A 12850-nucleotide genomic window follows, 5' to 3' on the forward strand; every position below is an offset into this window, starting at 1 on the left:
TTATGGAAATCTATATCGCGTTAAAAATCATCTGGGCTTTGTTGCTCGGGGTGTTGCTCTCTGGCCTTGGCGTGATGGTGGGCATGGATATGGGGGTGGGCGCGCTGTTGCGCTTTGTGGGCCGCAATGATGGTGAGCGGCGCACAGCACTCGCGATTATCGGGCCGCATTGGGATGGCAATCAGGTTTGGTTTATTCTGGGCGGCGGCGCGATTTTTGCGGCGTTCCCGACTTTGTATGCGACATCGTTCTCGACTTTTTATGTCGTGATGATTTTGCTGCTGTTCAGCATGATTTTGCGGCCCGTTGCGTTTGAGTATCGCTCGAAAGTGGATGCGCGCCGGTGGCGCGGCACCTGGGACTGGGCGTTCCTGGTTTCAGGCGCAGTGCCGATGATTATTTTCGGTGCGGCGTTCGGCAATGTTTTGCAGGGTGTTGGTTTCCACTTTAGCTGGGATGGGCAGTATTATCAGGATGAGAGCTTCATCTGGTATTTGCTCAACCCGTTTGCCTTGCTGTGCGGCGTGATGTCCCTCGCGCTGGCGGTGTATCAAGGCGGGACGATGCTGATGATCCGTGGCGAAGGACCGATTGCGGCCCGCGCCCGGCGCTTTGCCATGGCGGGCGGTGTGGTGGCCGGCGCGTTGTTTGCGATTGGTGGGGTGTGGATCCAGTTTGTCAAAGGATTTGCCTTCACCGGCGCGGTTAACGCGGCAATGCCGGCGACACCGTTGGGTGGCCCGGCGGTGGTGATGCGCGCGGGGGCCTGGATGGGAAATTTCCAGCATTACCCAGTGTTGTGGCTGCTGCCGGTGCTGGGCCTGGCGGGCATGTTTGGCGGGGCGTTTGCCGCGATGCTGCGCAAGCCGATCATTGGCTGGTGGCTGGGGGCGGTGGCGTGGATCAGCGCCATTTTCACCACCGGAGCTGCGATGTTCCCGTTCCTGATGCCTTCCACCACCGCGCCGGCGCAGAGCCTTACGGTGTGGAATTCATCAGGCAGTGCCTATAATCTGGGCTGGATGCTGGCCTTTGCGTTAGTGTTCGTGCCGATCATTCTGTCCTATACCGGCTGGGCGTTCCGGGTGATGCGCGGCACCGTGCATACCGAGGCGGTCATTGCCGACGAACATTCATATTGAGGGGGTTGGTCATGACGAATTTGTTCAAGCTTGCGGGATTGGCTGGCGTGGTGATTGCTGCCCTGCTGCTCGCGGTGATCGCGGGGGATTACGGGCCTTGGTATTTCGCCTGGCTGGTGGGCACCACGATGATTGTGCTGATTGCGGCGAGTGGTGCGGTGTTGTTTGAAACCCAGGAAGCGGCGCGCATTGCGAACCGCGATTCTTAAGGAGCCTGTGTGATGCTTGGTGGACTCGAAGGGCTGATTATTTTTATTCCGCTGGTTTATCTTGGGCTGTATCTTGCGGCCTGGCGCTATACCAAGAAGCGGTTTCCTTGATCGGCGGCGCTGGAAATGCGCCGTGAGTGCCCCATCTCTTGAAGGCGGCGGGCTGGCGGTTGGCCCGCGCCTGACTTGGATGATGGGGCAGGATGAAACTTTCACTCGACGCTAAAAATGTGCTGATTACCGGCGGGTCCAAGGGAATTGGCCTGGCCTGTGCGGTTGGGTTTGTGGCTGAGGCGGCGCGGGTTGCGATTTGTTCGCGCAGCGCCGCGAATTTGGACGCGGCGCAAGCGCGTTTGCCCTCGGTCATGGGATTTGCTGCCGATTTAACCGATCCAGACGCGGCGGCGGCGATGGTTGATGCGGTGGAGGCGCAGCTCGGGCCGATTGATATTCTGGTCAATAGTGCGGGCGCGGCGCGGCGCACGCCGCCGGATGAATTGACCCCTTCGCATTGGCGGGCCGCGATGGATACGAAATATTTTAGTTATATTAATGTGATTGACCCGGTGGTGAAGCGCATGGCGACGCGCGGGCATGGGGTGATTGTCAATGTGATCGGCGCGGGCGGCAAAGTGGCCTCGCCGGTGCATCTTGCTGGTGGGGCGGCGAATGCGGCCTTGATGCTGGCAACGGCGGGGCTTGCTACCGCCTATGCGCCGCGAGGGGTGCGGGTGGTGGGGGTTAATCCGGGGTTGACCGAGACTGATCGGGTCAATGAGGGGCTGGCCTCGGATGCGCGGCTGGCGGGGATTAGCCTGGATGAGGCGCGGGCGCGCGGGATTGCGCGGATTCCGCTCGGGCGCATGGCCACGCCGGCGGAGATTGCCGATGCGGTGCTGTTTTTGGCTTCGGACCGGGCGCGATATATTACCGGGGTGAATATCACCATGGATGGCGCGACGAGCCCGATTATTGTTTGATCGGCATGATATTGGAGGATGAGACTATGACGGGGAAAGCACCGATTGCCTATCGCCGGGCGCTGATTGTGGGCGCGGGGGCGGGGTTGAGTGCGGCGCTGGCGCGGCTATTGACCCGGCACGGCGTACACGTGGCGCTGGCAGCGCGCTCCACCGAGAAATTGGCCGCCATTTGCGCTGAGACGGGCGCGCGGGCCTTTGCCTGCGATGCCAGCGAGATTGAGCCGGTGGCGCGGTTGTTTGCTGAAGTTGATGCGGCAATCGGGCCGCCGGATATTGTGGTGTATAATGCCTCGGGCCGGGTGCGGGGGCCGATTGCAACGCTGGACCCGGCGGATGTCGCGGCGGCGCTGAATATTTCGGCGTTTGGCGGGTTTTTGGTGGGGCAGCAGGCCGCGAAGCGCATGGTGCCGCAGCGTCATGGTGCGATTTTATTCACCGGCGCCTCGGCCAGCATCAAGGGCTACGCGCAATCGGCCTCATTCGCGATGGGGAAATTCGCGCTGCGGGGATTGGCGCAGAGCATGGCGCGTGAACTGGCCCCGCAAGGCATTCATGTCGGGCATATTGTGATTGATGGCGGCATTGCCTCGGCGGCGCGCCCGGTGCCGCCCGACGCGCCGGACAGTTTGCTCGACCCGGATGCGATTGCGCAGGCTTATTGGCAATTGCTGCAACAAGACCGGAGCGCCTGGAGTTGGGAAATCGAATTGCGGCCCTGGGTTGAGCGGTTCTGAGGGCGGGGGCAAGGGAGGATTTCCCGCCGACACTTTCAAATATTCAGGTTGTTACTGAACCGTCGAAACCACGATCCTGGCGGATGGTGGTGGGCGCGACAGGGATTGAACCTGTGACCCCTGCCATGTCAAGGCAGTGCTCTCCCGCTGAGCTACGCGCCCGGTAGGCGGGGTTTAGCCGGGGTGGCGCGCCCTGGCAAGATGGGGCGTCAGACGACGCGTTCGATGGCCATGGCGGTGGCTTCACCGCCGCCGATGCACAAGGCGGCGACGCCGCGTTTCAGGCCGTGATGGGCCAGGGCGGCGAGGAGGGTTACCAAAATTCGCGCGCCGGACGCACCGATTGGGTGGCCAAGGGCGCAGGCACCGCCGTTGATGTTGACGATGCTGTGCGGCAGCGACAAATCATGCATTGCCGCCATCGTGACCACGGCGAAGGCTTCGTTGATTTCGAACAGATCGACCTGATCCCGGGTCCAGCCGGTGCGCTCGAACAGCCGGTTGATGGCACCGATCGGCGCCGTGGTGAACAGGTTGGGCGCTTGGGCGTGAGTGGCGTGGCCGATGATGGTGGCGAGCGGTGTGAGGCCGCGACGCTCGGCTTGTGAACGGCGCATCAGCACCAGGGCGGCGGCACCATCGGAGATTGAGCTGGAATTGGCGGCGGTGACCGTGCCGTCCGCGCGGAAGGCGGGTTTCAGGGTGGGGATGCGCTCAGGTTTGGCTTTGGGGGGCTGTTCATCGGTGCTGATCGGGCCGGATGGGGTCTCGACCGGGACGATTTCGGTGGCAAAGGCGCCCGAATTTTGCGCGGCACGGGCGCGGGCGAGTGAGGCGAGGGCAAACTCATCCTGCGCTTGGCGGGTGAATTGGTAGGTTTGCGCGCACTCTTCGGCGAAGCTGCCCATCAGGCGGCCTTTATCATAGGCGTCTTCCAGCCCATCGAGGAACATATGATCGATCACGCGACCATGGCCGAGGCGATAGCCGGCGCGGGCACGATCGAGCAGATACGGGGCGTTGGACATGCTTTCCATGCCGCCGGTCACCACGATGTCGGCACTGCCGGCGAGCAGGGCATCATGGCCGAGCATGGTGGCTTTCATGCCCGAGCCGCACATTTTATTGACGGTGGTCGCACCGGTCGCGAGCGGTAGTTTCGCGCCGAGTGCGGCTTGGCGGGCGGGGGCCTGGCCTTGGCCTGCGGGCAAGACGCAGCCGAAGATCACTTCATCGATGGTTTCGGCGGGCAAGCCGCTGCGTTGCAGGCTGGCGGCGATGGCGGTCGCACCGAGGGTTGCGGCGGCGACGTCTTTGAAGACGCCTTGAAATCCGCCCATCGGGGTGCGGGCGGCGCTGACGATCACGACCGGATCGGACGGGGTGAGGGTGCTCATGTTAGCGGGGCGCCATGCGCAGCGCGCCATCGAGGCGGATGGTTTCACCATTGAGCATGACGTTCTCGCAAATATGGCAGACCAGCGATGCAAACTCGTCCGGCTGACCGAGGCGGGCGGGGAATGGCACCGAGGCGCCGAGCGAGAGTTGCGCGGCTTCGGGCAGGCCGGCCATCATCGGGGTGGCGAAAATGCCTGGCGCGATGGTGACGACGCGGATGCCGGAGCCTGCGAGTTCACGCGCGATGGGGAGTGTGAGGCCGACCACACCGCTTTTCGAGGCGGCGTAGGCCGCTTGGCCGATTTGCCCATCATAGGCGGCGATTGAGGCGGTGTTGATAATCACGCCTCGCTCGCCTTGAATGTTTGGCTCCGCCTTGGCCATGGCGGCGGCGGCGAGACGGATCATGTTGAAGGTGCCGATGAGATTAACATTGATGACCTGTGCGAAACGACTAAGCGCGTGCGGCCCGTCACGGCCAACCACCTTGGCGGCGATGCCGATGCCGGCACAATTGATCAAGCCATGCAACGCGCCGAATTGCTCAATGGCGGCCTTGACCGCCTGGGTGCCATCCGCCTCGCTCGTCACGTCGGTATGGATGAAGCGTGCTTGCGCGCCGAGATCAGCGGCCAGGGCGCTCGCCGCCTCGTCATTCACATCGGCGATCATCACGTTAGCGCCGCGCCGGATCAAGGCGCGAGCCGTGGCGCCACCAAGGCCGGAGCCGCCACCGGTGACCAGAAAGGTATTTTGGGCGAATTTCATGGCGTGATCCTTGTTGTTAGCTGGGTGATTGATCGCGCAGATCGGGAAAGTCGGTCTCGGCGAATTGGACGTAGTCGGTGGGCAAGCTGGGGGCGGCTTCGGCTTGACGCAGTTGCACGCGGCGGATTTTGCCGGAGATGGTTTTGGGCAAATCCGGGGTGAAGCGCAGGATGCGGATACGTTTGAACGGTGCCAACCGGATGTTGAGATGTTGGAAAATCGAGTGGGCAGTCGCGCGATCCGGCGTGGCCCCCTCGATCAGTGTGATATAGGCGACGGGGATTGCGAGGCGCACCGGGTCGGGCCGGGGGACGACGGCGGCTTCGGCGATGGCGGGATGTTCGATCAGCACGCTTTCCAGCTCAAACGGGCTGATGCGGTAATCGGAGGATTTGAAAACATCATCGGCACGGCCAACGAAAATATAATAACCATCGCCATCGATCTGCGCGACATCGCCCGTGCGGTAAAATGGTTGATCTGCGCCGCGCGGCGCGCCGGTTTGCGCATCGATATAACCGCGCATTAAAGCGGCGGGGCGGATGCTGCGGCAATCAATGGCGACCTCGCCTTCGGATACGGCGTCATTGGCGGAATCGAGGAGAGTGATTTGATAGCCGGGCAATGGCCGACCCATGGCGCCGGGCTTGACGATTTGGCCGGGCGGATTGCCAATTTGGGCGGTGGTTTCGGTTTGACCATAGCCATCGCGGATGGTGATGTTCCAGCATTGACGCACATGATCGATGATTTCAGGGTTCAACGGTTCACCCGCGCCGACAATTTCGCGCAAACCTACGGGCCATTGCTTGAGATCAAGCTGGATCAGATGCCGCCAGACGGTGGGCGGGGCGCAGAGGGTGGTGACGTTGCACCGGACGATGTGATCGAGCAGGGTTTTTGGCTCGAACCGGGGCTGGTTGAGGATGAACACGCACGCACCGGCATTCCAGGGTGCGAAGAAGCAGCTCCAGGCATGTTTGGCCCAGCCGGGCGAGGAGATGTTCAAATGAATATCGCCAGGCTGTAGGCCGATCCAATACATCGTGGATAGGCTGCCGACCGGATAAGAGCGGTGGGTGTGCAGCACGAGTTTTGGTTTGGCGGTGGTGCCGGAGGTGAAATAAAGCAGCAAATCATCATCAGGGTTGGTGGGCGCTGATGGGGTAAAAAGCGGGCTGTGAGCTTCTATGTTATAGCGTGTGGTGCCCACGATGTTATCATCGCTCACGGTAATTTTTTGATAATCACCGGCGAGATGCTCGAATTTGCTGAGATGCTCGGGGGTGGTGATCACCGCGCGGGCGTGGCCGCGATCGAGCCGGTCTTGCAGTTCATCGGGCGTGAGCAAGGTGGTGGCGGGGATGACCACGGCGCCGATTTTCATGCTGGCGAGCATGATTTCCCAGAGTGGTGCGATATTGCCCAGCAGCAGGATGATCCGATCGCCCTTGGTGATGCCTTGGCTGAGCAGGAAATTGGCCGCCTGATTTGAGCGCGCACTCATCGCGGCGAAACTGATTTTTTCCCCCATACCGCTCGGGGCATCAATGATCCAGAGGGCGGGTTGGTCGCGGTATGCAGCATCGGTTGCGAGGACGGCATCGAACCAATCCAACGCCCAGTTGAAATTTTCGGGATCGGGCCAGCGGAATTGGCGCATCGCCGCCTGATAATCGGTGCGCAGTGACAGCAGCAGGGCGCGGGCTTCACTGAAGCTGGTCATAGCGGCCTCCGTTAGTGGGTTGCGGGGTCCAAGCCGAGTTCGTCATGGCCGAGGGACGCGAAATACGGGTCCAGCATGGCATCCGTTACGGCATCAAGGGTCGCGGGTTGCCAGCTCGGCGTGCGGTCTTTGTCGATCACGGCGGCGCGCACACCTTCGGTGAAATCATGGCTCGCCATGCAGCGCAACGCCATTCGATATTCCTGATCGAGGCAGGCGGGCAAACCAGAGAGGGTTGCGGCGCGGCGCAGGGCGCGGAGCGTTAGTTTCAGGGCGCTGGGCGATTGGCTGCGGATGGTGGCGGCGGCGGTTTGGGCGGCTGGTTCGGCACTTGTTTCGAGGTTGTTCAGAATATCTTCCACGCGATTAGCCTGATAGCAGCGCGCGGTCCAGCTACGCGCTGCGGCAAGCGCGCTGGGCGGTGGCGCAATTTTGGCTTGTGCGATCCGGGCGATAATATCATCGTGGCTGGTGGCGGCTTCAAGATCGGCGATGAGGGCGGGGATTGAAGCTGCATCGATCATCGCGTCCGCGAGATTGAGCAGCAGCGCATCAGCCCCGGTGAGGCGGGCGGCGGTGAGCGCGGCATGGGTGCCGAGTTGATCAGGGGCGCGGGCGAGCAGGTAGGTGCCGCCAACATCGGGGATGAAGCCAATACCAACTTCGGGCATGGCGAGGGTGGCGCGCGCGGTGACCAGCCGGTGATTGCCATGGGCGGAGAGGCCGATGCCGCCACCCATCACGATGCCATCCATGATCGGGATATAGGGTTTTGGGAAGGACGCGATGCGCGCATTCATCCGATATTCGATGGCGAAAAACCGTTTAGGCAGGTTTAAATCATGGGACTTGGCGGCATCGTAGAGGCTGCGAATATCTCCACCCGCACACAGGCCGCGCTCGCCCGCGCCATCGACGATAACGGCGAGCACCGCTGGATCGCCCGCCCATTGGGCTAAGGCTGCGTTAATTTCGCTGACCATATCGAGCGTGAGCGCATTGAGCGCGCGCGGGCGATTGAGGGTGATGCGACCGATGGAGCCGGTGATGCGAACGAGCAGATCAGGGCTGGTCATGCGTTACTCGCGAGCAGGCTGCGGGCGATGATAACGCGCATCACTTCGTTGGTGCCTTCGAGGATTTGATGCACGCGCAAATCACGCACCAATTTCTCCACCCCGTAATCGGCCAGATAACCATAGCCCCCATGAAGTTGCAGCGCCTGATTGGCGACATCGAAACCGGTATCCGTGGCTATGCGCTTGGCCATGGCGCAGAGCGCGGTGGCGCGCGGGTCGCGCCGGTCCATCGCGGCGGCAGCGTGCCAGAGGAAAATACGGGCGGCTTCCAAGGTGGTTGCCATATCGGCGATGCGAAATTGCAGGGCCTGGAAGGAGGCGAGGCTTTTGCCGAAGGCGGTGCGTTCGCGCAGATAAGGGATGGTGCGATCGAGTGCCGCTTGCGCGCCGCCGAGCGAGCAGGCACCGATATTCAAGCGGCCCCCATCAAGCCCGCTCATGGCGATGCGAAACCCCTCCCCTTCTGCGCCGATCCGATGATGTTCGGGAACCCGCACCTCATCCATGATGACTTGACGCGTGGGTTGCGCATTCCAGCCCATTTTGCGTTCATTGGCACCGAAGCTGAGCCCTTTGGCCGATTTCGGGATCAGGAAACATGAGACGCCGCGCGCGCCATCGGAACTGGTGCGGGCCATCACCAAATAGAGATCGGTGGCGCCGGCGCCGGAGATGAATTGCTTGACGCCTGATAACAAATAATCTGAGCCATCGCGCACCGCCTTGGTTTTCAGGGCAGCGGCGTCAGAGCCGGAGGCTGGTTCGGTGAGGCAGTAGCTGGTGAGTTGCTCCATGCTGGTCAGGCGGGGCAAGAATTCCTGACGCTGTTCAGCGGACCCGTATCGATCGATCATCCAACTGACCATGTTATGGATCGAGATATAGGCGGAAATCGCAGGGCAGCCGGTGGCGAGTGCTTCGAAAATCAAGGCGGCTTCGAGCCGGCCGAGACCGCTGCCGCCGACATCCTCGCGCACATAGATGCCGCCCATGCCGAGAGCAGCGGTGGCGCGGATCACGTCAAGAGGGAAATGACGTTTTTCATCCCATTCCAGCGCGTGGGGCGCGATATGCTCGGCGGCGAAACCGTTCGCCATATCGCGGATGGCGCGCTGCGCCTCGGTTAAATCGAATTGCGGATCGCTTTCGGGGCTGCTTGTCATCCGGTGATTTTCCAACAGAGCGTTAATTATGGGGCATACCGTGCGGGATGATGGTTTTAACGATGGAGTGATCCAAAGCTTCGAAATCATCATAGCCGATGGTCTTATACAGATCGGCGCGGGTCTGCATGGCATCGAGCATGTTTTGCGCGCCACCATCCTTGGCAATGGCTTGATAGAGTTTTTCGACGGCTTTGGCGGAAACCCGCAGCGAGGTGACCGGCCAAATCACCATGCGATACCCCATGGCTTCGAATTCGTCTTTGGTAAAGAAAGGGGTTTTGCCAAACTCGGTCATGTTCGCGAGCAAGGGCGCGCCGTCCATCCGGGCGGCGAATTCGCGAAACATGTCTGCGCTGTGCAGGGCTTCGGGAAAAATCGCGTCAGCGCCGGCGGCGAGGTAATGTTTGGCGCGTGACACCGCGCCATCGATCCCTTCGCTCGCGGCGGCATCGGTGCGGGCGATCAGATAGAGATGCCGACGCGCTGCCGCTGCGGCGGCGATTTTTGCGGCCATATCATCAGGGTGGGCGAGTTTTTTATCGTTCAGATGGCCGCATTTTTTCGGCAAAATTTGATCTTCGATATGCACGGCGGCGGCCCCGGCATCCTCGAAGGCGCGGACCATATTCATCACGTTCAGCGCTTCGCCATAGCCGGTATCGCCATCGACCAGCACGGGCAGGCCCGAGGCACGGCTGACTTGGCGGATGAAAAAACACACGTCATCGACCGTGATAATGCCAAGATCGGGCAGGCCCATTGAGGCGGTCATGGCGGCGCCGGAGAGATAACAAGCCTCGAACCCGGCATTGCGCGCTTGTTGGGCGGCGAGGCCGTTATGCGCGCCGGGGATGCCCAGAATGCCGGGCCGGGCGAGCAAGGCGCGAAACCGGTCGCCCGCGGGTTCTCGGGGGAGGGATGCGGCGGTGAGATAGGTCATGGGCGTCTTTCACCCGCGCTGAGCGAGCGGGATGGCGGGGCGGTTTTCGGGGCCGACATAATTAGCGGCGGGACGGATGATTTTATTGTCGATCCGCTGTTCGATCACGTGGGCGGACCAGCCGGTGGTGCGCGCAATCACAAAAAGCGGCGTGAACATGGCGGTGGGCACGCCCATCATGTGATAGGAGACGGCGCTGAACCAATCCAGATTCGGGAACATTTTTTTAGCATCCCCCATCACCGTTTCGAGCCGGGCGGCGATGTCGAACATTTTGGTGTTGCCCGCATCTTTCGAGAGTTTTTCAGCGACGCGGCGGATCACCACGTTGCGCGGATCCGCAATGGTATAGACCGGGTGACCAAAGCCGATAATCACTTCGCGGGCTTCAATTCGCCTGCGAATATCGGCCTCGGCTTCATCAGGCGTCGCATAGCGTTTTTGCACTTCGAAAGCGAACTCATTCGCACCGCCATGTTTGGGGCCGCGCAGTGCGCCGATGCCGCCGGTGATGGCGGAGTAGATATCAGAGCCGGTGCCCGCGACCACGCGCGCGGCGAAGGTGGAGGCGTTGAATTCATGCTCGGCATAGAGGATCAGCGAGGTGTGCATGGCGCGCACCCAGTCGGGCGAGGCAGGCTTGCCGTGCAGCAGATGCAGAATATGGCCTGCGATGGTGGTATCGTTTGTTTCGACATCGATGCGCTTACCATTCGTTGCGAAATGATACCAATAAAACAGCATCGAGCCGAGCGAGGCGATCAAGCGATCCGCAATGTCGCGCGCGCCGGCGGGATTGTGATCGGGCGGCTCAGGGAGGGCGCAGCCGAGCGCGGACACGGCGGTGCGCAACACATCCATCGGGTGGGTCGCGGCGGGGAGCGCTTCGAGCACCCGGCGCACGGCATCGGGGATGCCGCGCAGGCTGCGCAGCTTGGTTTCATAGGCGGCAAGCTCGGCGCGGTTGGGCAGGGTTTCGTGGATCAGCAGATGGGCGATTTCTTCGAAGCTGCAGCTCTCGGCAATGTCGAGAATGTCATAGCCGCGATAATTCAAATCATTGCCGGTGCGCCCGACGCTGCATAACGCGGTGTTACCCGCAGCAACGCCGGAGAGAGCGACCGATTTTTTCGGTTTGAATGGGCTGGTTTCACTCATGATTTCGCTCCTTTCAGGCACGGCGATCAAAAAATACCCGGCTTGCCATGCTGCACGGCGTTGGCCGGCAGCGCGACATTGAGCCGGTCTAGCTCTCCGGCGGGCAGATCCGGCAGTTCTTGCACCGCTTCGAGGAAACGGGCGGATTCGCGCGGGCTGATGATGCCATCGGTCAGGGTTTCGAATTTGCGGATATAATCGGCGCGTTCGAACGGGTGGGCGCCGAGCGAGTGGGCGTTTGCAACGGCCAGTTCATCGGTCAGTACCGAGCCGTTATTAAATTCGATTTCGACACGCCCACCAAAGGCTTTTTCCGCCGGATCAACCGCGTGGTAGCGTTGGGTCCAGATTTTGTCTTCGGTGGTGCTGATTTTGTGCCAAAGCGCCACCGTGTCCGCCCGCTGGGCCCGCTTGGGGGCGTAGCTATCGACGTGATGCCAACGGCCATCCTGCAGGGCGACCGCGAAAATATACATGATCGAGTGATCGAGCGTTTCGCGCGAGGCTTTCGGGTCCATTTTTTGCGGGTCATTGGCGCCGGTGCCGATGACGTAATGGGTGTGGTGCGAGGTGTGGATGGTGATGCGCTTGATCGCCGCGAAATCGGTGATTTTTTCGCGCATGCGGAATGCGAGATCGATCAGCGCCTGGCTTTGATATTCGGCGGAATGTTCCTTGGTGTAGCTATCCATGATGGCGCGCTTGGGCTCGCCTTTGTCGGGCAGCGGCACGTGATAGACCGCGTCTTTGCCGCCGAGCATCCAGGCGATGACGCTGTCTTCACCCTCATAGATCGGGCTGGGCGCACCCTCGCCGCGCATGGCGCGATCGACCGCTTCAATCGCGAGCTTGCCGGCATGGGCGGGTGCATAGGCTTTCCACGAGCTGATTTCGCCTTTGCGCGATTGGCGGGTGGTGAAGCTGACATGCACGGCCTGTTGCACGGCTTGGAAAATCACCTCGGGCTTGAGGCCGAGCAAGGTGCCAATGCCGGCGGCCTGGGCCGGGGCGAGATGGGCGATATGGTCTTTTTTCCATTCATGCAGGCAAATGGCGCGGACCAGATTGATTTGGATTTCATAGCCGGTGGCGATGCCACGGATCAGGTCACGGCCGTTGCGCTCCATCGATTGCGCGACGGCGAGGATCGGCGGGATGTTATCGCCGGGATGGGAATAATCGGCAGCGAGGAAGGTGTCGTGATAATCAAGTTCACGCACCGCCGTGCCATTGGCCCAGGCCGCCCATTCGGGGCTAACGGTTTTGCGGCCCGGCACGCCAAACACCGTTGCACCGCCGCGCCGACTATGCGCCAAAGCCATATCCCGCGCGGTGATCACCGGGCCGCGATTGACCGAGGCGATGGCGACGGCGGCATTATCGATGATGCGGTTGATGATCATGCCGGTGACATCGCGCGGCACGGCGACCTTTTCGGCGGCGACTTGCGCGATTTTCCAGGCGAGTTGGTTGTCGCGGGTAAGGTCAGATTTGGAGGGATGGACGCGAACTTCGTGCAGTTTCATGGCGTTATTCTACTTTCGACA

The 12850-nt window shown here is 61.4% G+C and carries 12 protein-coding genes and 1 tRNA gene; 4 read left to right on the forward strand and 9 right to left on the reverse strand.

The window, feature by feature from the left end; all coding sequences use genetic code 11:
• Positions 1-2: 2 nt before the first annotated feature.
• From cydB to ACYUCQ_RS09065, 4 genes are all read left to right on the forward strand, one after another.
• Entirely contained in the window at positions 3-1142 is a 1140-nt protein-coding gene (gene cydB, locus ACYUCQ_RS09050) for a cytochrome d ubiquinol oxidase subunit II (protein WP_460254203.1), read from the forward strand.
• 11 nt (positions 1143-1153) lie between these two features.
• Entirely contained in the window at positions 1154-1351 is a 198-nt protein-coding gene (locus ACYUCQ_RS09055) for a hypothetical protein (protein WP_460254204.1), read from the forward strand.
• A gap of 203 nt (positions 1352-1554) precedes the next feature.
• A complete protein-coding gene (locus ACYUCQ_RS09060; RefSeq protein ID WP_460254205.1) occupies positions 1555-2331 on the forward strand; it encodes an SDR family oxidoreductase in 777 nt (258 codons plus the stop codon).
• A gap of 26 nt (positions 2332-2357) precedes the next feature.
• Positions 2358-3068, forward strand: coding sequence for an SDR family NAD(P)-dependent oxidoreductase (locus ACYUCQ_RS09065; RefSeq protein ID WP_460254206.1), 711 nt, complete (start codon positions 2358-2360; stop codon positions 3066-3068).
• Between the two features lie 87 nt (positions 3069-3155).
• Here ACYUCQ_RS09065 and ACYUCQ_RS09070 read toward each other — a convergent pair.
• The 9 genes from ACYUCQ_RS09070 to ACYUCQ_RS09110 form a co-directional block, all read right to left on the reverse strand.
• Positions 3156-3230, reverse strand: a tRNA-Val gene (locus tag ACYUCQ_RS09070).
• 47 nt (positions 3231-3277) lie between these two features.
• Positions 3278-4465, reverse strand: coding sequence for an acetyl-CoA C-acyltransferase (locus tag ACYUCQ_RS09075; RefSeq protein WP_460254207.1), 1188 nt, complete (start codon positions 4463-4465; stop codon positions 3278-3280).
• A gap of 1 nt (position 4466) precedes the next feature.
• Positions 4467-5234 (reverse strand): SDR family NAD(P)-dependent oxidoreductase, encoded by a 768-nt coding sequence (locus tag ACYUCQ_RS09080; protein ID WP_460254208.1) that lies wholly within the window; start codon positions 5232-5234, stop codon positions 4467-4469.
• Between the two features lie 16 nt (positions 5235-5250).
• On the reverse strand, positions 5251-6960 hold the full coding sequence (locus ACYUCQ_RS09085) for an AMP-binding protein (RefSeq protein WP_460254209.1): 1710 nt from the start codon (positions 6958-6960) through the stop codon (positions 5251-5253).
• A gap of 11 nt (positions 6961-6971) precedes the next feature.
• Entirely contained in the window at positions 6972-8036 is a 1065-nt protein-coding gene (locus ACYUCQ_RS09090; protein ID WP_460254210.1) for an enoyl-CoA hydratase/isomerase family protein, read from the reverse strand.
• Positions 8033-9202 (reverse strand): acyl-CoA dehydrogenase family protein, encoded by a 1170-nt coding sequence (locus ACYUCQ_RS09095; protein ID WP_460254211.1) that lies wholly within the window; start codon positions 9200-9202, stop codon positions 8033-8035. Before ACYUCQ_RS09095 ends, ACYUCQ_RS09090 begins: the two co-directional genes overlap by 4 nt.
• A gap of 22 nt (positions 9203-9224) precedes the next feature.
• Positions 9225-10145 (reverse strand): methylisocitrate lyase, encoded by a 921-nt coding sequence (prpB, locus tag ACYUCQ_RS09100; protein WP_460254212.1) that lies wholly within the window; start codon positions 10143-10145, stop codon positions 9225-9227.
• A 9-nt stretch (positions 10146-10154) separates the two neighbouring features.
• On the reverse strand, positions 10155-11303 hold the full coding sequence (prpC, locus tag ACYUCQ_RS09105) for a bifunctional 2-methylcitrate synthase/citrate synthase (protein ID WP_460254213.1): 1149 nt from the start codon (positions 11301-11303) through the stop codon (positions 10155-10157).
• A 26-nt stretch (positions 11304-11329) separates the two neighbouring features.
• Positions 11330-12829, reverse strand: a complete 1500-nt coding sequence (locus ACYUCQ_RS09110; RefSeq protein ID WP_460254214.1) for an MmgE/PrpD family protein — start codon at positions 12827-12829, stop codon at positions 11330-11332.
• Positions 12830-12850: the final 21 nt, after the last annotated feature.

Source organism: Acidiphilium sp. MT5 (assembly GCF_054767495.1).

Excerpts from the sequence above, each read along its gene's own strand:
- prpB (WP_460254212.1), bottom strand. The coding sequence starts at position 10,145 with ATGACCTATCTCACCGCCGCATCCCTCCCCCGAGAACCCGCGGGCGAC.
- ACYUCQ_RS09075 (WP_460254207.1), bottom strand. The coding sequence starts at position 4,465 with ATGAGCACCCTCACCCCGTCCGATCCGGTCGTGATCGTCAGCGCCGCC.
- ACYUCQ_RS09065 (WP_460254206.1), top strand. The coding sequence starts at position 2,358 with ATGACGGGGAAAGCACCGATTGCCTATCGCCGGGCGCTGATTGTGGGC.
- prpC (WP_460254213.1), bottom strand. The coding sequence starts at position 11,303 with ATGAGTGAAACCAGCCCATTCAAACCGAAAAAATCGGTCGCTCTCTCC.
- ACYUCQ_RS09060 (WP_460254205.1), top strand. The coding sequence starts at position 1,555 with ATGAAACTTTCACTCGACGCTAAAAATGTGCTGATTACCGGCGGGTCC.
- ACYUCQ_RS09055 (WP_460254204.1), top strand. The coding sequence starts at position 1,154 with ATGACGAATTTGTTCAAGCTTGCGGGATTGGCTGGCGTGGTGATTGCT.
- ACYUCQ_RS09080 (WP_460254208.1), bottom strand. The coding sequence starts at position 5,234 with ATGAAATTCGCCCAAAATACCTTTCTGGTCACCGGTGGCGGCTCCGGC.
- ACYUCQ_RS09110 (WP_460254214.1), bottom strand. The coding sequence starts at position 12,829 with ATGAAACTGCACGAAGTTCGCGTCCATCCCTCCAAATCTGACCTTACC.
- ACYUCQ_RS09090 (WP_460254210.1), bottom strand. The coding sequence starts at position 8,036 with ATGACCAGCCCTGATCTGCTCGTTCGCATCACCGGCTCCATCGGTCGC.
- ACYUCQ_RS09085 (WP_460254209.1), bottom strand. The coding sequence starts at position 6,960 with ATGACCAGCTTCAGTGAAGCCCGCGCCCTGCTGCTGTCACTGCGCACC.
- cydB (WP_460254203.1), top strand. The coding sequence starts at position 3 with ATGGAAATCTATATCGCGTTAAAAATCATCTGGGCTTTGTTGCTCGGG.
- ACYUCQ_RS09095 (WP_460254211.1), bottom strand. The coding sequence starts at position 9,202 with ATGACAAGCAGCCCCGAAAGCGATCCGCAATTCGATTTAACCGAGGCG.